This is a genomic window from Caulobacter sp. NIBR1757 (assembly GCF_027912495.1).
Classification (GTDB): domain Bacteria; phylum Pseudomonadota; class Alphaproteobacteria; order Caulobacterales; family Caulobacteraceae; genus Caulobacter.
Map to the genome: position 1 here is coordinate 2306115 of NZ_CP115463.1, position 23243 is coordinate 2329357.

Genomic DNA, 23243 nt, shown 5'->3' on the forward strand with positions numbered 1-23243 from the left:
CGGCGCGGTCGCGCGAACAGATATCCGGCGGTCAGCCAGCGTCGGCATAGCCCGCGTAGCTATGCTTGAGGGTGGCGTGGTTGAGCAGCATCTCGGCCACCTGCTTGCGCCCCGAGGCGTCGAAAATGCGGGTGCGCACCCAATAGGATTCCGTTCGCTTGCTCTCGGCCAGGGCGGCGATCTCGCGCCGCAGGACATACTCCTCGCCAACGAAGAGCGGTCCGTCGATCAGGCGAATTTCCTGGTCGGCGAACAGGCCGACGGCGGGGCCCTTCACCGGGAACCTGGCCTGGTGGCTGCTGTATTCGGCCAGCACGCTGATCATCTCCAGCGGGATGATCGGGCGTCCCCAAGGGGAGCCTTTCGAATACCAGTCGGAGGTCTCGGTGATGCCGGCCAGCTTCTGGTTGAGGCTGAACGGATAGAGGTTGCCCATGTGCTGGTCCGGGTCCATTCGGACCCGCTCTTCGGCCGCCCCGGTCATGCCGACCTCGAGGTCCGCCAGGATCAGCAGCGGGCCTGGCGGCCGCAGCGCCGCCATCCGTTGCTCCAGCAGGGTAGGGCCGTCTCCCGTCCCGATGCTGGCGCTGGCCTCCAGCACCGGCGTGCCATCGGCCTTCTCGGCCCACACCCGCGTGGTCTTCGCGCCCTCGGCCGGGATCTCGGCAAAGGCCCGCACTTCTTCACCTTCGACCACCATGTTCAGGTAGTGGGAGGAGATACAGCCCTGCTCGAACCAGGCCTTGCCCCAGATATTCTCCATCAGCGGTGGAAAGAGGCTGAAGTGCGTCGGCCCCTCGATCGGCCCGGCCCGGAAGCCGAGCTTTTCCGCCATCTCGTCGTCATGGATCGAGGCGTGTCCGCCATACTCCTGATCGCCCAACATCTGGCGCGGCTTGCGCAGGGGGCCGACGAGGGACAGGGGCGTATCGAAGGTCACGGGCGGCTCCTTGAGATCATTCCGGCGACGGTCCAGCGGTGAAGGGGCGAGGTCAAGCCTTCAGCCCGTTCGGGTCGGGCAGAAACGCCGTCACCTCCGCCAGGAACCGGTCCAGTTGATCGTGATGCAGCCAATGGCCGGCATTCTCGAACGAGACCACCTTCGCGTCCCGAAAATGAGTGGCTCGACCATCTTTGGCCGGGTTCGAGGCCCAGCTGTCTTCGCCGACGCATAGCAGGGTCGGGCAGGTAATCTCGGCCCAGACCGCGTGGAGCTCCTCCTCCGACAGATCGCCCGGGGGCTGGCCACGCAGGTAGTTGTCGAACTTCCAGCTGTAGGTCCCGTCCTCGTTGCGGCTGACCCCGTGGATTGTCAGGTGACGCGCCTGGCCTTCGCTCAGATGACCATTCGCTTCCCGCATGCGCAGCAGGGCTTCGTCGATGCTGGCATAGCGTCTGGGCGACCGGCCGCTCAGTCCCCGCCGCTGCTCGATCCAGTCCCGCCAGCGCTTGCCGACGGGGGTTTGCCGCCGCTGGGCGTACATCTTCGGGCTGGGGCCCAGGCCCTCGATCGCCACCAGCGCCGTCACCTTCTCAGGGAACAGGCCGGCGTAGCGCAGGGCCACGGCGCCGCCGAGGGAATGGGCGATGATCGCAACCTGCTCCTGGCCGGATTGCTGGATGAACTGCGCCAGGTCGTAGACCATGTAGGGCAGCATGTAGGCGCCATCGGGCGACCAGGCGCTGTCGCCATGGCCCCGCAGGTCGGGGCAGACCACATGCCAGTCGCGCCGCAACGCCCGCGCAACCCAGTCCCAGCTCCGGGCGTGATCCTGCCCGCCATGCTGCAGGACCAGGGTCGGCGCGCCGGGGTTGCCCCAGTCGAGGTAGTTCAGCCGCAGGCGCTGGGACATGAAGCTGTGGGAGGTCGGACCGGCGTCGTCGAGGGAGGATGGATCGCTCATGGCCCCGTCGTCTCAGAGCCGGCCCGGGCTGGCAAGGGCGATGCGGCCGTCGAGAGCGCATGGCCAGGCCCGGCCGGACCAATCTCCGGTTGACGTGGGTCAATGCCATTCCGCCTGTCCCGGCGTCTCCTGAGCCTTCCATCCGTTTCGAGGCTGACCCGATGCCCCAGCCGCCAAGACGCATCCTCGTCATCAACGGTCACCCGGACCCTGACCCGGCCCACCTTTGCGCAGCCCTCGCCGAGGCCTACGCCAAGGGGGCAACGAAGGCCGGCCATACGGTCGAGCGTCTCAGCGTCGGCGCCCTCGATTTCCCGCTGATCCATTCGCCCAGGGACTATCAGTCCGGCCACTTCAGCGCCGACATCAAGATGGCGCAGGACGCCGTACGGACGGCCGACCACCTGGTGCTGGTGTTTCCGATCTGGTTCGGCGGCCCGCCTGCCGTACTCAAGGGGTTCTTCGAACAGCTGTTGCGCAGAGGGCTGGCGTTGGGATCGCCGCAGGCGCCGATCACCAGCGTTCTGACCCGCAAGTCCATCCGCCTGATCGTCACCATGGGCGCGCCGGTCCTGGTCTTCCAGCTGGTGTTGGGCGGCCACGGGGTGGCCAGCCTCGAGCGCGGGCTGTTGTGGGTGACCGGCATGGGTCCAATCCGCAAGACCCTGTTCGGCAGGGCGCACCTGGACGCGCCCGAACAGAAAGCCCGCTGGCTGGCCAAGGTCGAATCGCTCGGCCTTCAGGGGGCGTGAGGGGCGGCGGCGTCGATGCCCGGGCGGACAAAAGGAGCTTCTTGACGCCGGTCAAAGCGAGACTCCGCACCCTGGGGTAGTCGAGGGGGGCGCCAACCGGCGCTGTCGAAACGGAGACGATCATGACCCGTCAGGACCCCAAAGCCCTCCTGCCCACGCTCGCCGATCAGACCGCTCACTTCTTCGCGCCGCTGCAGAAGGAGATCGACCGGGTGGTGACCGAATTCGCCCGAGGCGTGGGCGGCAATGATGCCTTCCTGCCCTCGCCCGACATGGATCTGGTCGAGAAGCCGGACGGTGTCGAACTGACCGTGGAGTTGCCGGGCCTGAAGCCGGAGGACATCTCCATCACGCTCGAAGACGGCGTCCTGACCGTTTGCGGCGAGAAGCACGGCGAGACGGACGACAACCGCAAGGGCTACCGGGTGATCGAGCGGCGGTTCGGCGCCTTCTCCCGATCGGTCAGGTTGCCGGGCGGGGTGATCGCCGATCAGATCAAGGCTGACCTGAAGGAGGGCGTCCTGACGATCACCGCGCCGCGCCAGGCCGACCAGGCATCCCGAAAGGTGCCCATCGGCGAGGCGAAGGCCTGACGCGCGCGGAGCGAGACGGCGATGCTGGCCATGGCCCTTGAGGCGGCGCATCGGCGTCTCACCGCTGTCAGCCTGCCCGATCCGGTCGCCGGACCGGGCGAGGTGATCTTGCGGGTTCACGCCTGCGGCGTCTGCCGAACGGACCTGCATGTCGTCGATGGCGACCTTGGACATGGTCTTGCCGGAGTCATTCCCGGTCATGAGATCGTCGGCACGGTTCAGTCGCTCGGGGTCGGCGTGACGAACCTGCGCGTCGGGGACCGGGTCGGGGTGCCGTGGCTGGGCGGCGCCTGCGGGCGCTGCCGCTACTGCCGCGAAGGCGCCGAGAACCTTTGCGACGCCCCCGAGTTCACCGGCTGGACGCGCCATGGGGGCTATGCCGAGCAGGTCAGCGCCAGGGCTGACTTTTGCATTCCGCTCCCGCCCGGCCTCAGCGACATCGAAGCGGCGCCGCTGCTCTGCGCCGGCCTCATCGGCTTTCGCGCCTGGCGCATGGCCTGCGAGCAACGGCCGGTGCGCCGCCTGGGCCTGTACGGCTTTGGCGCGGCCGCCCACCTGCTTGCCCAGCTGGCGATCGCGGAAGGGCAGGCGGTCCACGCCTTCACACGGTCAGGCGATGCCGCGGCCCAGCGCCTGGCCAGGGACCTGGGCTGCGTCTGGGCGGGCGGTTCCGACGAGGAGCCGGAAGACCCCCTCGACGCAGCGATCATTTTTGCCCCGGTCGGCGAGCTGGTTCCGATCGCCTTGCGCGCGGTGCGCAAGGGCGGGACCGTCGTCTGCGCCGGCATTCACATGAGCGACATCCCCGGCTTTCCCTACGCCTCGCTGTGGAACGAGCGCCGGCTTGTCTCCGTCGCCAACCTGACCCGGGCCGATGCCCGCGAGTACCTTCCGCGCGCGCTGTCCGCTGGAGTCCGCGCCCAGGTGACAGCCTATGATCTGACGCGGGCCAACGAGGCGCTCGACGACCTCCGCGCCGGCGCCTTCGCCGGAGCGGCGGTCCTGGTGACGGGAGCGGGCCGTGATCCTGATCCGGCCCGCGATGATACTTGAAGGGCTGGCGGCCCGATCAGGCCTCGACGAGATTGGCGAGGCCGACCGGGTTGCGGATCTCGAACCGGCGGCAACCGAGGAAACGAACCAGGCCATCGGCCTGCAGCTGGGTCACCATGCGCGACACGGTCTCGATCGTCAGGCCCAGGTAGTCGGCCATGTCCTGGCGACCCATGGGCAGCTCGGCGACGTCTCCGCGGAAGCGCCGCGCCATGTCGAGCAGAAAGCAGGCCACCTTCTCACAGGCCGACTTGCGGCCAAGCAGCATCACATGCTCCTGGGTGCGCTGCAGTTCACGGGCCGTTTCGGACCAGATCATCCGCTCGATCTTCAGCCCGTCCTCGCCGTAGAGCCCCAGCGCCGACTTGCGGATGACCTGGATCTTGCAGGCCCCCAGGGCCTCGGCCGAGAACCGGTGGACGGAACCCGCCTCCAATCCCAGGAGGTCACCCGGATAGTAGAAGTCGCCGATCTGGCGACGCCCGTCGCTGAGCAGCCGCGTCGTCCGCACCGCGCCACGCACGACGCGGTAGATCATGTCCGCTTCCTCATCCTGAGCGTAGATTTCCTCGCCGGCGGCGAAGGCCATCGGCACGCCGACTTGACCGAAGTCCTCGGTGGGTTGGGGGGCAGCGGCGGCGGATGTGACGGCGAACATCAGGTCTCTCCCATCTGCGATGGCAGATCGCTAGGGCCGACGGCGGTCCGCTGAAATTCGTGGCCTGCGCTTAAGGGTGTCTACGTAGGCGCAATTTGGGGCCAACGATGAAGGCATCTTGTCGGTCCGCACCTGATGGGCAGGTTATTCCCTACAGCAGCACGAGCCGGCCGGGTTTGATCTCGATCACAACGCCGCTCCCGCGCCTTACCCATCATCGAGGCCTCACCTGGCGCCTGACCTGGCCCGGGCGCTTCAGGACGAGGGCTACAAATGACCCCCACCATCAGCTTTCACGGCGCCGCCGGTTGCGTCACCGGCTTCTGCGCCGAGCTGCGGACCAGCAACTCGCGGGTGCTGGTCGACTGCGGCATGTTCCAGGGCTCCAAGACCCTGAAAAAGCTGAACTACAACGACTTTCCTTTCGAGGTTTCGCGGATCGACGCCGTCCTGCTGACCCATGCGCACATCGACCATTCCGGCCTGCTGCCAAAGCTGATGCGGGCCGGATACACCGGGCCGATCTTTGCGACCGCCGCGACGCGTGACCTTTGCGAGGTGATGCTGGCCGATGCCGGCGGAATTCAGGAGGGCGAGGTCCGTGACCTCAACCGTCGCAACCAGCGCCGGGGACGCCCGCAGGTGGAGCCGATCTACACGGCGCGGGACGCCAAACGACTGATGCCTCAGTTCCAGACGGTGAAGTTCGGCGAGCGCGCCATCATCGCCGGCGATATCCAGGCGACCTGGTGGCCGGCCGGCCACATCCTCGGGGCCGGATCAGTCGCTGTCGACGTCGACGCCGATGACGGCCCCCTGAAGCTGCTGTTTTCCGGCGACCTGGGCCCCGGCGGCAGCGAGTTCGTCGCCGAGCCGGAAGCGCCGTCGGGCTTCGATCATCTGATCATCGAGTCGACCTACGGCGACCGGGATCGCATCGCCACCGATCCGGCGACCCGCAGGCGGGCGTTGGCGGCCGAACTGCGGGATGCGCATGCGGCCGGCGGGCCGCTGCTGATCCCGGCCTTCGCCGTTGAGCGCAGCCAGGAACTTCTGCTCGATATCCTGGCGGTCATGGACAGCGGCGAAGCGCCGGCCACGGATATCTTCCTCGACTCGCCCCTGGCCATCCGGGCGACCGATGTGTTTCTGGAGCGCGGCTGGAACCGCAGCACTAACAGCAACCCGTTCGAGGCCCTGCGCCACTCGCCGCACCTCCGGTTCCTCAGCAAGCCCGCCGACAGCGATACCCTCGACCGGCTGAAGGGCTGGCACATCATCATGGCCGGCAGCGGCATGTGCGACGCCGGCCGCATCCGCAAGCACCTCAAGCGGCTGCTTTGGCAACGCGAATGCACCGTCCTGCTCAGCGGTTACCAGGCGGTCGGGACCCTGGGACGGTTGCTCTCCGAAGGCGCCGAGCGGGTCAGCATCCAGGGTGACGAGGTGCGGGTCCGGGCGCGGGTGAGGATGTTCGACTCCTACTCGGGACACGCGGACGCGTCCGGCCTGGTCGCGTGGGCCAGTTCGCGAGGCCCGATCAGCGGCACGACCTTCATCGTGCATGGCGAGCCCGAGGGCGCGGCGGGCTTGCGCGATCGGCTCGCCAGCGCGGGCTTTGCCGCGGATCGGCTGGTCATTCCGGCGATAGACGACCGGTTCCGTCTCACCCGGGCCGGCGCCGAGGCCGAGCAGACCGGATCGCGTCGGCTTCCCTCGGACGCGGCGGCGCGGCTGGACTGGCACAACAGCCGGGCCGCCTTCCTCCTGGGCCTCAACGCTGCCCTCGAACAAGCCCCGGACGACAAGGCGAGAGAGGCGCTGCTCAACCGTCTGGCCGGCGCCCTTGGCCCCCCTTTTGACGGAGATCAAGGCGCCACCGGATCGAACCCGGCAGTGTGAGGCCGTCGCCATGGTTTTTCGCCCGGCGGCGCAAGGTATGAAGAAAACCCGCCGGCCTCCCCACTCCCCCAATCCGGCCGGTGGAGCGCCCCGGGGAATTCGTTCCTCGGGGCGAACTTCGCTTCGCGATGGCGTGACGGCAGCTGGTTCAGGCTGGCTCGAGCCCGGGCATCGGCCTCCGTAGCGCCCCTTAGGGGCGGCCCCTGAATGGCGGCGGTCGCCGACATGAGCCCAGCATGGGGGTAGGTTCAGAAAGGATCATCGCCATGCCGCTGAAGCCCTCGCGCGAAAGCGCGCCGCATGCGGTCATCCCCCGCCAAGGAGGCGACGAATGAGCATCTTCCCGAACAGAGTCTGGGCCCTGGCCCCGCTCCACGCCGCCGCCGCCGTCCTCCTGCTCGCCTGCGCCGGCGGGGCGGGCGCTTCTCCTGAGCCCGAAACCCGGATGGGCCCCGATGTGCGCATTGAGGGCGGCCTGGCCCTGGCCCGGCGCGCCTGTTCCAGCTGCCATGCGGTCGAGTCCGGCGCCGACAGTCCCCGTCCGGCCGCTCCAACCTTTCCGCAGCTTGCCGGTCGGCTCACCGGGCCGAGGCTGGAGGAAAGCCTGACCATGGTGTCGGACCTCGGCCACGGAGAGATGCCGCCAGCCCGCCTGGACCAGGCCGAACTGCGCGATCTCGCCGTCTACATCGACAGCCTCGATTGACCCCGGAGAAGTCCCATGGCCGTCATCGCCTTCATTGAGCGGATCGCCGTTTCGCCCCGTGACCACAAGCATCCGGCAGGCCGCGCCGCGCTCTGGACCATCGTGGTCCTGGCCATGGCGACGCTGCTGGCGCCGTTCATCGGCGACAAGGGCCAGGTGTTGCTCGCGGTCTGCCTGATCGGCGCGGCCATCGCCGGCCTCTGCTTTGCGCTTGAAGGGGCTGTGTTCTGGAGCGTGCTGGCCTGGAGCCTGGCAACCGCCGCCGCCGGCGCGCGCCTGGTGTTCCTGGGAATCTATGACGAGCCCGACCTGATCCAGGTTCTGCTGTTCACGGCGACGGTCCAGGCCGCCGCCTTGCTGGTCCTGACCGCGCCCGTCTGGCTGGCCTCCTGGCGAGCCCGCTTGCCGGCCATCCTCTCGCTGGCCGGATCGGCGCTGGTCATCGTCTTCGTCCTGACGCCGCTGACGGTCGAGGAAACCGGCCAGTCGACCCAGGTGGCCCTGCTGGACCTTGTCGCGCTGCCCATGGCGGTGCTGGCCCGCCGCCTGGCCTTCGCCGAGCGGCTGCGGGCGACGGGCTGACGCCTCGCCATGCGGGCCGCTCCGATCGCCATCCTCGCGCTGGCCGCCATGCTGGCCGGCTGCGCCACCCAGGCTCCCGTGCGCGGCGCTGTTGAGAGCTCGGTCGAGCAGCCGTTCCGGGATCTCAACATCCTGCGGGAAACGCCGGCCGAGGTGCTCGCCAAGGCCAGACTCGCCCCCTACGCGCCGCCGCTGGATCCGGCCTGCCCGGCGATCGCCGAGGAACTGGTCCTGCTCGAGGCGGCGCTCGGCCCCGATATCGACGGCGTTCGCGCCGCCGAGAAGGATGATCTGGCCGCCAAACTGACCTCCGACGCCGTCGGCGACCTTATCGGGCTTCCCTATCGCGGTCTGATCCGCCGGATGACCGGCGCCGATCGCCAGGAGCGCGAGGCCCGGGCCCGGAAGCTGGCCGGAAGCATCCGCCGCGGCTTCTTGAAGGGCTGGGCCCGGAGCATCGACTGCCCGCCCGCTTCCGGGCCGAATTGACCCGGATCAAGGCGAAGTTCCCCAAGACGGGCACAGTCTCTTCGAAACGGAGGACAATTCCATGAGCTATCGCGACATCCTGGTTCAGGTGAACGAAACGCCGCAGTCCCGCCCCCGCGCGGTCGCCGCCGCCGCCTTGGCCCGACGCTCCGGGGGCATGGTCACCGGCGTCTTCCTGCGCTCGGAATTCCTCAACGATGTGATGGCGACGGAAGTGCTGGCCTACATGTCGCCGCCCGACATCGACGCCCTGCTCAAGGGCCACGCCAAGTCCGTCGATGAAGCCGCCGAGGCCGCCCGCGAGACCTTCGAGGCCGCCGCCGCCGAGGCCGGCGTCGCCTCCAGCTGGCTCACCATAGGCGGCGACAATCAGGAGGTGCTCATCGCCTGCGCGCGCCGCGCCGATCTTGTCGTGCTGCCCCCGGTCGTCGCCGTCAGCATGGCGCGGTGGAAATACTCGGCCGGCGACCTGGCGATGGCGTCGGGCGGACCGGTGCTGGTCGTCGGCGACGATGGCTGCGCTCCCGACTTCGGCCGTCGCGTTCTGGTGGCATGGAATGGCTCGCGGGAGTCGGCCCGCGCCCTTCGGGACGCCTGGCCCGTGCTGATGGCGGCCGAGCAGGTCGATGTCGTGGTCGTCTCGCCGAAGGGCGACGGCGGGCCCGACGGCCTGTTGCAGCGCCACCTGGAAAGCCATGGCTGCAAGGCCAATGTCATCCTCGACCGCAGCCGGGACGAGGTGGCCGGCGAGGTGCTGCGCCGTCAGGCCCTGGATCTGGGCTCCGACCTTCTGGTCATGGGTCTGTTCGGCCGCCCGCGCGTCCAGGAACTGATCCTGGGAGGCGTCAGCCGCGATCTGCTCGGCGCGCCGCCGATCCCGCTGCTGATTTCGCACTGAGGGGAGGGGTCATGGCCTACAAGGACATCCTGCTGCACCTCGACAGCTACCCCGACGCCACGCCGATGGAGGTGGTCGATGAGGCGACCTGGGTCTGCGCGGCCCTGGGCGGGGCGGTCACCGCGACGACCTTCCAGACCCGGCTGCCGGTGAAGAGCAACGTCATCGCCGATCGCCTGATCGGGCTGTCGCAGCTGGCCGAGGAGGAAGAGGCGCGCTGCCAGGACAACGTCGATCACCTGCTGGCGCGCTTCGCCGAGCAGGCCGGCAAGCTGGGCCTCGCGAACGAAACCCGGCCGATCGAGGAGCTCTATCCCCTCCAGTCGGAACGCCTGGCCACCGTGGCGCGGACCCGCGACATCTGCGTCATCCCCTATGTCGGCGTGATCGCGCCCCAGACGGCGCTGGCCGAGGCCGTGGTCTTCAGTTCCGGCCGTCCCGTCCTGTTGTTCCGGGGCGGAACGGAGCCGCCGCGCAGCTTCAAGCGGATCCTGGTCGCCTGGGACGGCGGCCGGGCCTCCATCCGGGCGGTGACCGACGCCCTGCCGCTCCTGAAGCAGGCACAGGAAGTCCGGATTCTGACCATACTCGGCGACAAGCCAACGGCCGTCGGCGGCCAGGCCGACGAGCTCCTGCGCCACCTCGCGGCGCATGGCGTCCAGGCCGAGGCCGAGGAATACACCGCGGCGGGCGAGGGGGCCGGCAAGATCATCGAGCGGGTGGCGGACGAGCGGGGCTTTGACCTTCTGGTAATGGGCGCCTACGGCCACTCGCGGCTGCGGGAATTCTTCCTCGGCGGCGCCACCCAGCACATCCTCACCGCCCCCATCATCCCGGTCCTGCTCTCCCACTAGGGCGGGCCGACCTCAGCCGGAGCCGATCCATGGAATCCCGCCGGATCCTGATCATCAACGGTCATCCCGACGCCGCGCCGACCCGTCTCTGTGCCGCTCTGGCTGAAGCCTACGCCAGAGGCGCGCTCGCCTGCGGCCACCAGGTGAGGCGTGTCTGTCTCGGCAGCCTCGACGTGCCCCTGCTGGCCTCGCAGGCCGAGTTCGACACGGCGCCACCGGCCCATATTGCCGCCATCCAGGCCGACCTGAGCTGGGCGGAGCACCTGGTGCTGGTCTTCCCGCTGTGGCTGGGCGGGGCGCCGGCCAAGCTGAAGGCGCTGCTGGAACAGTTGATGCGGCGGGGATTCGGTTTCCAGAGCGACACCAAGGGCATGTCGGCGCGGCTGACCGGTCGCTCCGCCCGGCTGATCGTCACCATGGGCATGCCGGCCGCGATGTACCGGCTGTATTTCGGCGCCCAGGGGGTGATGAGCGTCGAGCGGGGCATCCTCCGCCTGACCGGGATGAAGCCCGTGCGGGACACCTTCTTCGGCGGCGTCGATACCGCCGGTCCGGCGCGCCTCCGCGGCTGGCTGGACCGTGTCGAGAAGCTGGGCGCCCAGGGCGACTGAGGTCCGGGCCGGTGTTTGACGACGATCAAGGCGGTTCTCGCCGGTGGGGGCAAGAAAAGGAAGGAAAGTTCAAGAGGGAGTGCGACGTGAAGGGATTCGTCGACAACATCGAGGATCTCGCGGACGCCAACGAGGCCTTCCGCCGGGTTCTCTACACCGGCCGGCATCTGCAGCTGGTCATGATGCGCCTGTTGCCGGGCGAGGAGATCGGGCTGGAGTCCCACCTCGAACACGATCAGTTCTTCCAGTTCATCGACGGCAAGGGGGCGGTCATCATCGACGGCCAGCGCACGCCGATCGAGGACGACCACGCCGTGCTGGTTCCGGCCGGCGCCCGGCACAACATCGTCAACACCGGCGACGAACCACTGACCTTCTATACCCTCTACGGCCCGCCCGAGCATCGCGACGGCCTGGTGCACGAAACCTATGCCGACGCCGCCCGCGCGCCCGAACCCTTCGACGGGCGACGGTCGGAGTAAGGCAGGCGAGATCGGCGGGGAGTTGACCGACGTCAAGGCGGAGGGGGCGAAATCTGCCCAATCTGTGGTGTTCGCACCCAGCAACAAGGAGTTCTCCGGATGAGCAAGTCAGTCACCAAGCAGATCGCCAACGAGGTGGACGACGTCTTTGACGACGTGGTCCACAATCTGAAGAAGCTCGCCAAGCACCTGGGGGAGGACACCACCGATGCCCTGTCCCGAACGGCGACCAGTGTGGCCCACTCCGCGATCGAGCTGATCGAGGACGCCAAAGCCCAAACGAAGGTGATCGCGGAGACCGCCGGCAAGGAGGCCCGTGAGCATCCGGCCGCCACCGCCGCCGCGACCGCCGCCATGGTGGCCGCCGCCGTCGGGCTCATCGGCCTGGCTGTCGCCCATCGCCGCAAACCGGCCGCCTGACCAATAACCATCGGTCAGAGCAACCGCCCCGAGGCGTTGTGCCTCGGGGCGGGCTTTGTTCGCCGCCCCTTGGGCCAGCCGTTCTGGGCTAAAGGTGCCCGGGCGATGTCGGCTGCAGAAGCTCGAGCCCCAGGGCACGGTAGTGGGCCGCCGGGACCAGATCCCCCGCCTCGACCGCGACGGCCATGCGAACGGCCGCCCGAAGCGCCATGAACAGCGGCAGCAGGGCGAGGGCCTCTTCTGGCTGGGCGAGGCTCTCCCAGTACTGGGTCATGGCGACGTGGGCGAGTTCGTCCAGGCCCCGCGCCCGCAGGTCCATGAGCAGGAAGGCCAGGTCGTAGAGCACGTCGGCCGTCGCCAGGGCCGGATCAAATTCCAGGGCGTCGAACGGCGTAACCCGGCCCTCGAACACACAGATGTTGCGCAGATGAAGATCGCCGTGCCCGCGGCGGACCCAACCGGCCTTGCGGCGCGCTTCGATCATCGGGGCATGCCGCGCGACCTCGTGCTCCAGCGCGCCGAACAGCACCTCGGATCCTGGCCGCAGATCCAGCGCCGCAGCCCCTTCCGCTTCTGTCCGACGCAGTCCGTCGATGATCCGGCGATAGTCGACCGCATGACCCGCCTCGAACTGCGGGGGCTGGCGGGCGTGAAAGGCGGCGATGGCCTTGACGGTGTCGCGGACCAGCTCGGCCGTGAGCCGGCCGGCCTCAGCCATGTCATCGAGCAGGGCGCCATCGGGAAACCGGCGCATGACCACAACCCAATCCACCGGCCGGCCCGCGCCGCCGATATGGAAGGCGCCGGCCGTGTCCCGGACCACCGGCGCCACGGTCTCGTAGAGGTCCGGAGCCAGGGCTCGATTGACCGCGAGCTCAGCCTCGCAGGCCTCCCGCCGGGCTTCCAGCGTCGACATGTCCCAGAAGGGGTGCCGGAGGCTTCGCTTCAGCTTGTAGACGCGATCAGGGCCCAGAAAGACGTACGACATATGGGTTTCCAGGCGCCGCAAGGGGCGGCTGTCTCCTGTCGCAAGTCCAGTCTCCAGCGCCGCGACGAGGGCCTTCTGATCATCCTTCGAGCGTAATCCGTCCATCACCCCTCTCCGGGTCGGCGGCGGAGCGCGGCCCACGCTCACGGCCACACTATCCTCAAAGTATCCGCCCTGTCGCGAGGCAAGACCTTGACCCCGATCAACAGCGCGGCGGAGGTTGGCTGGCCACGTCCGACGAGATGCGCACTTCCCTTTCGCTGTAGCCCTCCAACCCCACATTGGAGGAGATGGACAAACGAAGTAAGACGAAGTAGAAATATTTCGCTTGTATTAATTACGGTCCGTCCAAATTGGATCCTCTAAGCGACGTCATAGCCCTGCTGCGGCCGAACACGGCCATCTCCAAGCCAATCACCGGGCGGGGGCGCTGGGGCGTTCGCTACGCGGCACATGATGCCCCCGGCTTCACGATCGTTCTGAAAGGCGCCTGCTGGATCGCGTTTGAAGGAGAGGAGCCCTGGAAGCTGGACGAGGGCGCCTTTCTTCTCCTGCCCTCCACCCCGGCTTTCACCCTCAGCAGTCATCCGGCCATAGCCTGCGAGCTGCGCGATCCGATGGATTTGCCGGTCCGCCATGGCGAGCAGGGTGGCGAAGCGGAGTTCGAAGCGCTGGGCGGCACATTCCGCGTTGAGGCGGTCAATGCGCTGCTTTTGCTCGCCCTGCTGCCACGCATCATCCATATCCCGCACTCGGCGGGACGATCGGCGCGGCTTGGCCGGATGATCGACCTCATCATGGACGAATGCAGCGGCGACGAGCCGGGCAAGGATATGATCCTCCAGCGCATGCTCGAGGTGCTGCTTGTGGAGGCTCTGCGCTGGCGCGGCGTCACGCCCGATGATGACCGCGCTGGCCTTCTCAACGGCATGCGCGATCCGGCCTTGTCGCGCGTACTCACGGCCATGCACGCCGATGTGCGCGCCGACTGGACGGTGGCCAGCCTCGCTCGGATCGCCGGGCAGTCTCGTTCCACCTTCGCCGCGCGCTTCGGTGCGCTTCTCGGGTGCGGACCGATCGAATATCTCAGCCGATGGCGGATGGCGCTGGCAAAAGACGCATTGCTGCGCGGCGCGAAGTCACTTGACCGGATTGCTGACGAGATCGGGTACGAATCCGCGAGCGCCTTCAGCACGGCTTTCCGCAAGCGGCTCGGCTGTCCACCCGGGAAGTTTGCCCGGACCAGCGGCGTCGCTGCCCTCGCATAGGACCGGCAAGACGGAGCTGGCGACCCTATCGATCATTGCGCCTCGGATTGGACGATTGGAAAACAATTGTGGACGTGAAATTATGTCTCGTCCATTTGCATAAAGCTATCAAGGGCCATCCGAAGACGAATGGAGGCTCCCATGCAAACGATCCTGATCACCGGCACATCCTCGGGCTACGGCCTGGAGATGGCGCGTCATTTCCTCGACAAAGGCTGGAATGTCATCGCGACCATGCGTCGCCCTGACGGCAGGCTTCTGCCAGCTTCGCCCAATCTGCGAGTTCTGTCGCTCGACGTGACCAGCGAAGAGAGCATCGCCGCCGCGGTCGCCGCGGCTGGGCCAATCGACGTGCTCGTCAACAATGCCGGCATCGGCGTGGTCGGCGCCTTCGAGGCGACGCCGATGGCGCATATCCGCAAGGTATTCAATACCAATACCTTCGGCGTCATGGCGATGTGCCAGGCCGTCATCCCGCAGATGCGTGAACGTCGGTCCGGGGTCATCGTCAACGTCACATCGAGCGTCACACTGGCCGCGATGCCGCTCGCAGCGGCCTATACCGCCAGCAAGCAGGCGATTGAAGGCTTCACTGGCTCGCTCGCCCACGAACTTGCACATTTCGATGTCCGCGCCAGACTGGTTGAGCCGGGATACGCTCCGACGACGCGGTTTGCGCACAATACAGATCTGCGCGTCGAGGATCTCATCCCTCCCGCCTATGCCGGCTTCGCGGCGCCGATTTTCGAAGCCTTCGCCAAACCGGCCCTGACGACGAAGGAAACGGATGTCGCTGAGGCGGTCTGGGACGCCGTCCACGACACGTCCGGTCGGCTTCAGTTTCCGGGCGGAGCTGATGCTGTAGCTCTCTTTCAAACCCGCCATGACTGAGGTCTGACCCGGCTCGATCTCACAACCTGGAACGAACCGGTGACGGCGCGCTGTTCATTTTGGCCCAAGTGGCGGACAGGGTGGGATTCGAACCCACGGTGGGCTCGCACCCACGGCGGTTTTCAAGACCGCTGCCTTAAACCGCTCGGCCACCTGTCCGTAGGAGCGGGACCGGCGCTATAGCAGGGCGTTTCGCTGCAAAACAGCCATTTGCTCGCCGTTAACCGAAACGAAGACCGACCCTGCCATTCTTCGCCCGGAACAAGCGGAGGGGCGCCATGGGGCGCGAGGTCTTGACGCGGGGAGGGGCGATCGCGCTGGCGCTGCTGGCGTCGGCCAGCCTGGCCGCCTGCGCCACACCACGGCTGTCGCCGCGCATGGCCGACAGCAAGCCGGCGCCCTCCAAACCGGGCGGCCGGGTTCCGGGCACCATGCGGCCTTACCAGGTGGGCGGCATCTGGTACACGCCGCGCGAACAGCCCGGCTACAACGAGGTCGGGATCGCCAGCTGGTACGGCCAGCAGTTCCATAATCGCCAGACCGCCAACGGCGAGAACTTCGACATGTGGGTGGTCTCCGCCGCCCACAAGACCCTGCCGCTGCCCTGCATCGTCGAGGTGACGAACCTGGACAATGGCAAGAAGATCAAGGTGCGGGTCAACGACCGTGGACCCTTCGTCGGCGGGCGGATCATCGACATGTCGCGGGCCGGCGCTGATGCGCTGGGGTTTGCCGGCAAGGGCACGGCCAGGGTGCGGGTACGCTATGTCGGCCCGGCGCCGCCGAGGGGCAAGGACCGCACGCTGCAGTATGCCGGGCTCGACAAGGACGAGGCCCCGCGCGCCCTGGTTCCGCGCAGTGGCGATGACTGGGTGATCCAGGCCGGAGCCTTCGCCGATCGCGACAATGCCGAAAAAGCGGTCAACTCCCTGCGGGACGTCGGCCGAGCCAGGATCGTGCCGCTGAAGCGCGACGGGCGGACCCTGTACCGCGTGGTCATTGAATCGGGACGCGATGTCCAGGGCGCCGGCCGCCTGCGTGACCAGGTGGCGCAGCTGGGCTTTCCCGACGCGAAGTTGATCGCCGACCGCTAGACATGATGGCCGGTTCAGCCGATGGGTTGGGCCCATGTCCAAGGGATTCTTCATCACCTTCGAGGGCGGCGAGGGCGCCGGCAAATCGACCCAGATCCGGCGTCTGGCCGAGCGTCTGAAGGCCCTGGGCCATCCGGTGGTGCTGACCCGCGAGCCCGGCGGCTCGCCCGGCGCCGAGGCTATTCGCGACATCGTGCTCAATGGTCCGCCGGAGCGCTGGTCGGCGGTGACCGAGACCCTGCTGATGTACGCCTCGCGCCGCGACCACATCGAGCGGGTCATCCGACCGGCCCTCGACGCCGGCAAGGTGGTGCTCTGTGACCGCTTCGCCGATTCCACTCGCGCCTATCAGGGGGCCGGCGGCCAGGTCGACACCCGGCTGATCGACACCCTGGAGGCCACCGTGCTCGAGGGCGTTCACCCCGACCTCACCCTGATCCTCGACCTGCCCGTCGAGGAGGGCCTGTCCCGCGCCCTGAGTCGCGGCGGCGGCGAGGACCGGTTCGAGGCCAAGGGCGCCGCCTTCCATGAGCGCCTGCGCCAAGCCTTCCTGGAGATCGCCCGGAACGAACCGGACCGTTGTGTCGTCCTGCGCGCCGATCGCCCGCCTGAGGACGTCGAGGCCGATATCCGCGCCGCCGTGGAGCCGCGCCTGGAGCGGGTGCATGGCTGAGGGCCTGCGTCACCCGCGCGACACCGAGCGCCTGCTCGGCCACGAGGCCCAGGAGGCGGCCTTCGTCTCGGCCCTGGACAGCGGTCGCCTGCATCATGCCTGGTTGCTGACCGGACCGGAGGGGGTCGGCAAGGCCACCTTCGCCTACATGGCCGCCCGACGGCTGCTCGGCGCGCCGCATGACGGGGCAGGGGGGCCGCTGTCTTCCAGCCAGCAGAGCATTCCCGCCCGGCTGATGGCGGCCAGGAGCCACCCCGACTTCATGGTGCTGGAGCGGATGGGCGAGGACGGCAAGCCGCGCAAGGTCATCCCGGTCGATGAGGCCCGCCAGTTGCCGGAGTTCTTCTCCAAGTCGCCGGCCCAGGCCCCCTACCGCGTCGCCATCATCGACGCCGCCGACGACCTCAACGTCAACGCCGCCAACGCCATTCTCAAGACCCTGGAGGAGCCGCCGCCGCGCGGCGTGCTGTTCCTGGTCAGCCACGCGCCGGGTCGGCTGCTGCCGACGATCCGCTCCCGCTGCCGCACCCTGGCGTTCCGCACGCCCGACACCGACACGGCCGAGCGCATCGTCCGCGAGCATTCCGACCTCGACGGCTACGACACCGCCCGCCTGGTCAAGATGGCCGGGGGCTCGCCGGGCCTGGCGTTGAAGATGGCCGGCCTTGGGGTCCTGAAGATGGACGACACTGCCCATGAACTGCTCAACCACCTGAAGCACCCCGATCCGGCCCCGCTGCTGGCCATGGCCGACAGCTTCCGCGGAGCCGAAGGGGCCGAGCGCTTCCAGATGCTGTTCGAGCGTCTCAGCGACCGGGTCCGGGTCATGGCTGTCGAGCAGGCGATGAGCGGGCAGGGCGAGGATCTCGACCGCTGGGCCGACGTCTGGGACGTGCTGGAGCGGTTGCCTCGCGAGGCCGAAGCCCTCAACCTCGACCGAGCCGACAGTTTCTGGACGGCCGTCCGCGCCTTGCGAGCCGCCGCCGCCTGATGCTCATCGACAGCCACGTCAACCTGCACGCCCCCCAGTTCGCCGACGACCAGGCCGAGGTGATCGACCGCGCCCGCGCCGCCGGCGTCGGGCTGATGGTCACCATCTGCGACAAGGTCAGCAGCTTCGAGGCCGTGCACGCCATCGCCATGGCCCACGACGACATCTGGGCGACGGTCGGAACTCATCCGCACGAAGCCAAGGAAAATCCGTCGCTTGAGGCCGATGACCTGATCAGTCTGGCGCAGCGGCCGAAGGTCATCGGCATCGGCGAATGCGGCCTCGACTTCCACTACGATCTGAGCCCCCGGGACATCCAGGCCGCCGTCTTCCGCCAGCACGTCATCGCCGCCCGCGAGACCGGCCTGCCGCTGGTCGTCCACACCCGCGAGGCCGACCAGGCCATGGGCGACATCCTCGAAGAGGAACACGCCGCCGGCCCGTTCAAGCTCTTGATGCACTGCTACACCAGCGGCCCGGAATTGGCCCGCCGGGCGGCGGCGCTGGGCGCCTGGTTCTCGGTCAGCGGCATCGCCACCTTCAAGGCGGCGCAGGACGTCCGCGACACCATCGCCGACATCATGCCGGCCGACCGCATCATCCTCGAGACCGACTGTCCCTATCTGGCCCCCGTGCCGATGCGCGGGCGACGCAACGAACCGGCCTATCTGCCTCATATCCTTGAGAAACTGGCGGAAGTCCGAGGCTGGACCCGCGACGAGGCTGAGCAGCGCACAGAGGACGCCTTCTTCGCCCTGTTCGACCGGATACCCCGTCCAGAATGACCCTGCGCGTCACCATCCTTGGCTGCGGCAGTTCCGGCGGCGTGCCGAGGGCCGACGGCAACTGGGGCGTCTGCGATCCCGCCGAGCCGAAGAATCGCCGCCGCCGCTGCTCCCTGCTCGTGGAACGGCTGGGGCAGGGGGCTGCGACCACCGTCGTCGTGGACACCTCCCCTGATTTTCGGGAACAGGCGATTTCCGCGCGTATACAACGTCTTGATGGCATTCTCTTCACGCACGATCACGCCGACCAGACCCACGGCCTCGACGACATTCGCGCCTTCGCCCTCAACCAGCGCGCCCGCATTCCGACCTGGATGGATGACGCCACCTGGCGGCGGCTGGAACACCGCTTCGGCTACATCTTCCACAGCACGGGCGGCTATCCCGCCATCGGCGAGCTCAGGTCCATGCCGGGCCTGGGTGTCCGCTTCGAGGTCGAGGGACCGGCTGGCCCGATCCCGGTCGTCGCCTTTGACCAGGAACACGGCGAGATCCGCTCCCTGGGTTTCCGTTTCGGATCAATCGCTTATTCGCCCGATGTCAACGGCCTGCCCGAGGAAGCCTTCGCGGCGTTGGTCGGCATCGACACCTGGATCGTCGACGCCTTGCGCTACACATGGCATCCGACCCACGCCAACCTCGAACAGACGCTGGCCTGGATAGACCGGGTCAAACCGCGCCGCGCCATCTTGACCAACATGCATATCGACCTGGATTTCAACCGCTTGGCGGCCGAACTTCCGGCCGGGGTCGAGCCGGCTTACGACGGGCTCAGCCTCGAAGTCCCCGCCTGACGGCGCTCATAATTTCTGATAATATATCTTAGGCGCAATGCGGAATGAAATGCGGAATGATCAGCCGGAGCGGTCGTTCGGCCGTCGCTGATCGATCCCCGCCCGCTGCATAGCCTCTGGTGAGGCCCGGCCTCATCCTTTCCCCATCGCGGGAGTCAGCGAACGCCTCGTGCGGAACGAACCTCGTCAGGAAAGCCTTGCAGATCCCAGGACGTGGGCGCTAAATTGAATTCAATTCAATGTGAGTCCGCCGATGATCTTCACGAAGATCGGAACGCCGGAGCGCCTGATCCGCGCTGCCCAGGACGAACTCATCCAGACTCACGGCCTGCTGGAGATGCAGGCCGTCGCCCGCCGGGCCAAGGCCTCGGTCGGGCTGGCCTACCATCACTTCGGCTCCAAGGCGGGCCTTATCGCCGCCGTGGTCGAGGCCTTCTACAACCAGCTCGAGGATGTCGCCTTCAGCCCCTCCAAACTGGTCTCTCCCGACTGGGCGGGACGGGAGAAGGAGCGGATCGCCGCCTACATCGCCTTCCACTACGACCACCCCTTCGCGCCCCTGGTCGTCGGCCCCTTGAGCCGGGCGGCGGAGGTGCTCGATGTCGAGCAGGCCTTCACCAAACGCCAGCTGATCGCCGGGGCCTACAATCTGCGGGCCGGCCAGCGGGCCGGCGTCATTCCCCCGGACCTCGATCCCCGCCTGACCATCGCGCTGATGATCGGCGGCATCCGCCAGGCCCTGGTCGGAGCCCTGACCGGCGGTCCCCGCCCCGACCGCGATCTGCTGACCGAGAAGATCTGGGCCTTTGTCGCCAGCGCCCTGCATCTGGCGGCGCTGGACGCCCGGGCCCGTAGCGCCAGCGTCGCCTGACGCGCCCACTTTCATAGGGAACCGACCGTGGCCGATCCGCACGCGTTTCACACACCCAAGCCGTCCTACACGAAGCAGGAGCTGATCCTCTCGGGCCAAGGCGGCTACTTCGGCCCCGGCAACGCCCAGTTGCCGGCCGCGCCAATGCTGATGATGGACCGGATCACCCAACTCGGCCTGGACAGCGGGGAGTTCGGCAAGGGCCAGATCGTCGCCGAGCTGGATATCGACCCCGACCTCTGGTTCTTCGCCTGTCACTTTCCAGGCGACCCGGTCATGCCGGGCTGCCTGGGTCTGGACGCCCTGTGGCAGATGCTCGGCTATTGGCTGGGCTGGTCGGGCTCGCCGGGCAAGGGCCGCGCCCTGGGCGTCGGCGAGGTCCGCTTTCGTGGCGACATCACCCCCGCCACCCGCCTGGTGCGCTACGAGGTGAGCATCCGGCAGGCGCGGCGCGGCCAGCTGGCGCTGGGGGTGGCCAACGGGCGGCTGTTCGCGGACGACGTCTGTGTCTACGTGGCCACCGACCTCAGGGTCGGCATGATCCGGCCGACGGCCTGAAGTCCCTGCCCGCCGCGTGGCTGGCGACGGCTCCCTAGTTATACCCGGGCGGAAAGCGGAAGCCGCCGAAGGCCTGTTCCATCAGCCGGGCGAAATGGATGGTGGTGCGGTCCTCGAAGGCGGGGCCGATGATCTGCACCCCGATCGGCATGCCGTCAGTGGAGAGACCCACCGGCGCGGCGGTCGCTGGCAGGTTGGCCAGGGTGGCGATGCCCGGCCAGGCCAGCTGGTCGAAGTATGGGGTTTCCTGGTTGTCGATCAGGTGGGTGCGTTCGTCCTGCGGCCGCGCGTCGTGCGGATAGGCCGTGCGGCCGTAGGTCGGCGCCAGGATGACGTCGAAGTCCTCGAACAGGCGGGCGAAGGCGCGGCGGGTGACCAGCTGGCCGTCCTGCATATCCATCCAGCCATGGGCGGTCAGTGGCGCCGGGTTGGGCGAGCCCCTGCTCAGCACGGCGTTCAACATGCCGCCGTAAAGATGGTGCAGGCTCTCGAGGTCCGGCAGCAGGGCGCTTTCACGGGCCACCCACACCCCTGCCCGCTCCAGCTTGCCGGCCAGGGTGTGGAGCGCGCCGCGGATCTCGTTGTCGGTGGCGGCGATCGGATGGCTGTCGATGACCAGCACCCGATAGTCGGCCAGGGTCGCGCCCCGGGCTTTCGGCAGGTCGAGGCTGTAGGCCTTGGCCAGGTCTTCGGTCGGGCCAGCGATGACGCCGAGCACCAGGTCGAGGTCGTCGGCTGTCCGGGCGATCGGGCCGACGACGGCCAGAGGCACGGCGTTGCTGTCGGTGCCAGGGGGCTGGTGGCCCCGGCTGGGGACCAGTTCCCAGGTCGGCTTGTGGCCATAGAGGCCGCAGAAGGCGGACGGCACGCGGATCGAGCCGCCGATGTCGGAGCCCAGTTCGATGGGACTCATGCCGGAGGCGACCGCCGCCGCCGCGCCGCCGGAGGAGCCGCCGGGGGTGCGCTCGAGGTTCCAGGGGTTCTGGCTGCGGCCGTAGATGACGTTGTCCGACTGCCAGTCGGCCAGGAAGGGCGGCACATTGGTCTTGCCGAGGATGATGGCCCCGGCGCTCTTCAGCCGTTCGACGGCCACCGCGTCGGTGGGCGCGGTCCAGTGGCCGAACAGCTCCACGCCCCAGGTGGTGCGGAGGCCGGCAACGTTGTTGCTTTCCTTGACCGTCATCGGCACGCCGAGCAGCGGGCCGGTCTTGCCCCTGGCGATGGCGGCATCGGCGGCCATGGCGGCGTCGCGGGCCCGGTCGAAGTCGCGCACGACCACGGCGTTGAGCGGCGGATCGCGTTCCTCGATGCGGGCGATGGCCGCCTCGGTCAGTTCCAGGGCCCCGATCCGGCGGGCGGCCAGATCAGCGGCGAGGTCCGTGGCGGACTTGTCGAGAGGATGGGTCATGAGGAGAGGATAGCGAACACGGTTCGACCCGCGCCAGCCCCTTCCTCAACAGACCCCCGGACAAGCGAACGCCCACGACGGTCAACCGCCGTGGGCGTCTTTAGCCTTTAGAGGCCGATACGCTTAGAGCGCGTCCTTCAGGGCCTTGGCGGCCTGGAAGGAAACCTTCTTGCTGGCGGCGATTTCGATCGTCGCGCCAGTGGAGGGGTTACGGCCGGTGCGGGCAGGCTTGTTCTGCACCTTGAACTTGCCGAAGCCCGGGATCGAAACTTCCTCACCCTTCACAGCGGCATCGCGGATCGCGGCGAAGACGCCGTCGACGACGGCCTTGGCCTGAGCCTTGGTCAGCTTCTCGTCCTTCGACGCCACGGCGTCGATGATGTCAGCGGTATTCAATGGAATCTCTCCGTAAATCAGAATCAGCCCCAGACCCTGCCAAGGCTATAGAGCACTGTCACTAGGCAACAGCAGGCTGGCGGTTCCCTAGCGATACGCTATCTTCCTGTCGAGGGCGCGTATTGATGAGGAATGACCCATGCGTATCGTGACTCTGGCCGCCATCGCCGCGTTCGGCCTCGCGGCGCCGGCCCTGGCCGCCGAGCCCCAGGTGACCGTCACCTATGGCCCGAAACTCGAGAAGAAGATCGACGAATACGGCGTTCGCGACGTCGATCGCCTGGCCGAGGACCTGCGCCGATCGGTGCTCAAGGAAGCCGCGCGCACCCCCGCGCTGGACGATGCCCGCATTGAGCTGGTGCTGGAGGATGCGGTGCCTAACCGCCCGACTTTCCAGCAGATGTCGGATAAGCCCGGCCTGTCCTACGAGAGCTTCGGCGTCGGCGGCGCCGCGATCAGCGGCCGGGTCACCCTGGCTGACGGGACGACCCGGTCGGTAAGCTACCGCTGGTACGAAACCGACATCCGCTGGGCCTGGCCGTCGGGAACCTGGAGCGACGCCGAACAGACCTTCGACCGCTTCGCCAGCCGCCTTGCTCGCAACAAGGACCTGTAGTCCGGG

Annotated in this window: 28 protein-coding genes and 1 tRNA gene; 22 read left to right on the forward strand and 7 right to left on the reverse strand. The window is 68.0% G+C overall.

Translation table 11 applies throughout. From position 1 onward, the window contains the following. Positions 1–31 precede the first annotated feature (31 nt). The gene (locus tag O5I81_RS11345) at positions 32–940 is read right to left on the reverse strand and encodes a hypothetical protein (protein ID WP_271064951.1); all 909 of its coding nucleotides are present in this window, start codon (positions 938–940) and stop codon (positions 32–34) included. 52 nt (positions 941–992) lie between these two features. Beyond that, positions 993–1904: an alpha/beta hydrolase gene (locus tag O5I81_RS11350; RefSeq protein WP_271064952.1), complete on the reverse strand. Its 912-nt coding sequence runs from the start codon at positions 1902–1904 to the stop codon at positions 993–995. Between the two features lie 161 nt (positions 1905–2065). Here O5I81_RS11350 and O5I81_RS11355 point away from each other — a divergent pair, with 161 nt between their 5' ends. The 3 genes from O5I81_RS11355 (at position 2066) to O5I81_RS11365 (ending at position 4302) form a co-directional block, all read left to right on the forward strand. Continuing rightward, complete coding sequence (locus tag O5I81_RS11355) at positions 2066–2656, forward strand: NAD(P)H-dependent oxidoreductase (RefSeq protein ID WP_271064953.1); 591 nt, start codon at positions 2066–2068, stop codon at positions 2654–2656. 122 nt (positions 2657–2778) lie between these two features. Continuing rightward, positions 2779–3249: an Hsp20/alpha crystallin family protein gene (locus O5I81_RS11360; protein ID WP_271064954.1), complete on the forward strand. Its 471-nt coding sequence runs from the start codon at positions 2779–2781 to the stop codon at positions 3247–3249. A gap of 21 nt (positions 3250–3270) precedes the next feature. After that, positions 3271–4302, forward strand: a complete 1032-nt coding sequence (locus O5I81_RS11365; protein ID WP_271064956.1) for a zinc-dependent alcohol dehydrogenase family protein — start codon at positions 3271–3273, stop codon at positions 4300–4302. Between the two features lie 16 nt (positions 4303–4318). On the opposite strand, the gene O5I81_RS11370 is transcribed toward O5I81_RS11365, so the two are convergent. After that, positions 4319–4960 (reverse strand): helix-turn-helix domain-containing protein, encoded by a 642-nt coding sequence (locus O5I81_RS11370; protein WP_271064958.1) that lies wholly within the window; start codon positions 4958–4960, stop codon positions 4319–4321. 273 nt (positions 4961–5233) lie between these two features. On the opposite strand from O5I81_RS11370, the gene O5I81_RS11375 reads away from it, so the two are divergent. The 9 genes from O5I81_RS11375 (at position 5234) to O5I81_RS11415 (ending at position 11904) form a co-directional block, all read left to right on the forward strand. Beyond that, positions 5234–6862, forward strand: a complete 1629-nt coding sequence (locus O5I81_RS11375; RefSeq protein ID WP_271064960.1) for an MBL fold metallo-hydrolase — start codon at positions 5234–5236, stop codon at positions 6860–6862. 331 nt (positions 6863–7193) lie between these two features. Then, positions 7194–7568 (forward strand): c-type cytochrome, encoded by a 375-nt coding sequence (locus O5I81_RS11380; RefSeq protein ID WP_271064961.1) that lies wholly within the window; start codon positions 7194–7196, stop codon positions 7566–7568. A 15-nt stretch (positions 7569–7583) separates the two neighbouring features. Further along, positions 7584–8150, forward strand: coding sequence for a hypothetical protein (locus tag O5I81_RS11385; protein WP_271064963.1), 567 nt, complete (start codon positions 7584–7586; stop codon positions 8148–8150). Positions 8151–8159: 9 nt separating this feature from the next. Beyond that, positions 8160–8639, forward strand: a complete 480-nt coding sequence (locus tag O5I81_RS11390; RefSeq protein WP_271064964.1) for a hypothetical protein — start codon at positions 8160–8162, stop codon at positions 8637–8639. 61 nt (positions 8640–8700) lie between these two features. Further along, positions 8701–9537: a universal stress protein gene (locus O5I81_RS11395; RefSeq protein ID WP_271064966.1), complete on the forward strand. Its 837-nt coding sequence runs from the start codon at positions 8701–8703 to the stop codon at positions 9535–9537. Between the two features lie 11 nt (positions 9538–9548). Beyond that, positions 9549–10391, forward strand: coding sequence for a universal stress protein (locus O5I81_RS11400; protein ID WP_271064968.1), 843 nt, complete (start codon positions 9549–9551; stop codon positions 10389–10391). 29 nt (positions 10392–10420) lie between these two features. Then, complete coding sequence (locus O5I81_RS11405; protein ID WP_271064970.1) at positions 10421–11002, forward strand: NAD(P)H-dependent oxidoreductase; 582 nt, start codon at positions 10421–10423, stop codon at positions 11000–11002. A gap of 86 nt (positions 11003–11088) precedes the next feature. After that, positions 11089–11484: a cupin domain-containing protein gene (locus O5I81_RS11410; RefSeq protein WP_271064972.1), complete on the forward strand. Its 396-nt coding sequence runs from the start codon at positions 11089–11091 to the stop codon at positions 11482–11484. A 99-nt stretch (positions 11485–11583) separates the two neighbouring features. Then, the gene (locus O5I81_RS11415; protein WP_271064974.1) at positions 11584–11904 is read left to right on the forward strand and encodes a hypothetical protein; all 321 of its coding nucleotides are present in this window, start codon (positions 11584–11586) and stop codon (positions 11902–11904) included. Positions 11905–11992: 88 nt separating this feature from the next. Here O5I81_RS11415 and O5I81_RS11420 read toward each other — a convergent pair whose 3' ends face one another. Continuing rightward, positions 11993–12892, reverse strand: a complete 900-nt coding sequence (locus tag O5I81_RS11420; protein ID WP_271064976.1) for a phosphotransferase — start codon at positions 12890–12892, stop codon at positions 11993–11995. 353 nt (positions 12893–13245) lie between these two features. Here O5I81_RS11420 and O5I81_RS11425 point away from each other — a divergent pair, with 353 nt between their 5' ends. Next, positions 13246–14160, forward strand: a complete 915-nt coding sequence (locus O5I81_RS11425; protein WP_271064977.1) for an AraC family transcriptional regulator — start codon at positions 13246–13248, stop codon at positions 14158–14160. A gap of 141 nt (positions 14161–14301) precedes the next feature. Then, complete coding sequence (locus O5I81_RS11430) at positions 14302–15051, forward strand: SDR family oxidoreductase (RefSeq protein WP_271064979.1); 750 nt, start codon at positions 14302–14304, stop codon at positions 15049–15051. 69 nt (positions 15052–15120) lie between these two features. On the opposite strand, the gene O5I81_RS11435 is transcribed toward O5I81_RS11430, so the two are convergent. After that, a tRNA-Ser gene (locus O5I81_RS11435) sits at positions 15121–15210 on the reverse strand. Between the two features lie 119 nt (positions 15211–15329). On the opposite strand from O5I81_RS11435, the gene O5I81_RS11440 reads away from it, so the two are divergent. From O5I81_RS11440 to fabA, 7 genes are all read left to right on the forward strand, one after another. After that, positions 15330–16145: a septal ring lytic transglycosylase RlpA family protein gene (locus O5I81_RS11440; RefSeq protein WP_271064981.1), complete on the forward strand. Its 816-nt coding sequence runs from the start codon at positions 15330–15332 to the stop codon at positions 16143–16145. A gap of 34 nt (positions 16146–16179) precedes the next feature. Then, entirely contained in the window at positions 16180–16818 is a 639-nt protein-coding gene (gene tmk / locus O5I81_RS11445; RefSeq protein ID WP_271064993.1) for a dTMP kinase, read from the forward strand. Then, positions 16811–17809: a DNA polymerase III subunit delta' gene (locus O5I81_RS11450; RefSeq protein WP_271064994.1), complete on the forward strand. Its 999-nt coding sequence runs from the start codon at positions 16811–16813 to the stop codon at positions 17807–17809. The genes tmk and O5I81_RS11450 overlap by 8 nt, the downstream gene beginning before the upstream one ends. Next, positions 17809–18594 (forward strand): TatD family hydrolase, encoded by a 786-nt coding sequence (locus O5I81_RS11455; protein ID WP_271064995.1) that lies wholly within the window; start codon positions 17809–17811, stop codon positions 18592–18594. Before O5I81_RS11450 ends, O5I81_RS11455 begins: the two co-directional genes overlap by 1 nt. Next, positions 18591–19388, forward strand: coding sequence for an MBL fold metallo-hydrolase (locus O5I81_RS11460; protein WP_271064996.1), 798 nt, complete (start codon positions 18591–18593; stop codon positions 19386–19388). The genes O5I81_RS11455 and O5I81_RS11460 overlap by 4 nt, the downstream gene beginning before the upstream one ends. Before the next feature lie 253 nt (positions 19389–19641). Further along, entirely contained in the window at positions 19642–20259 is a 618-nt protein-coding gene (locus O5I81_RS11465) for a TetR/AcrR family transcriptional regulator (RefSeq protein WP_271064997.1), read from the forward strand. Between the two features lie 27 nt (positions 20260–20286). Further along, positions 20287–20817, forward strand: a complete 531-nt coding sequence (gene fabA / locus O5I81_RS11470; RefSeq protein ID WP_271064999.1) for a bifunctional 3-hydroxydecanoyl-ACP dehydratase/trans-2-decenoyl-ACP isomerase — start codon at positions 20287–20289, stop codon at positions 20815–20817. 34 nt (positions 20818–20851) lie between these two features. Here fabA and O5I81_RS11475 read toward each other — a convergent pair whose 3' ends face one another. Together O5I81_RS11475 and O5I81_RS11480 are read right to left on the reverse strand one after the other, a co-directional pair. Beyond that, positions 20852–22225: an amidase family protein gene (locus O5I81_RS11475; RefSeq protein WP_271065000.1), complete on the reverse strand. Its 1374-nt coding sequence runs from the start codon at positions 22223–22225 to the stop codon at positions 20852–20854. Between the two features lie 123 nt (positions 22226–22348). Then, a complete protein-coding gene (locus O5I81_RS11480) occupies positions 22349–22621 on the reverse strand; it encodes an HU family DNA-binding protein (RefSeq protein WP_271065002.1) in 273 nt (90 codons plus the stop codon). A 139-nt stretch (positions 22622–22760) separates the two neighbouring features. Here O5I81_RS11480 and O5I81_RS11485 point away from each other — a divergent pair, with 139 nt between their 5' ends. Next, positions 22761–23237 carry a hypothetical protein gene (locus O5I81_RS11485; protein WP_271065004.1) on the forward strand — a complete coding sequence of 159 codons (477 nt, stop codon included), beginning with the start codon at positions 22761–22763 and terminating at the stop codon, positions 23235–23237. Positions 23238–23243: the final 6 nt, after the last annotated feature.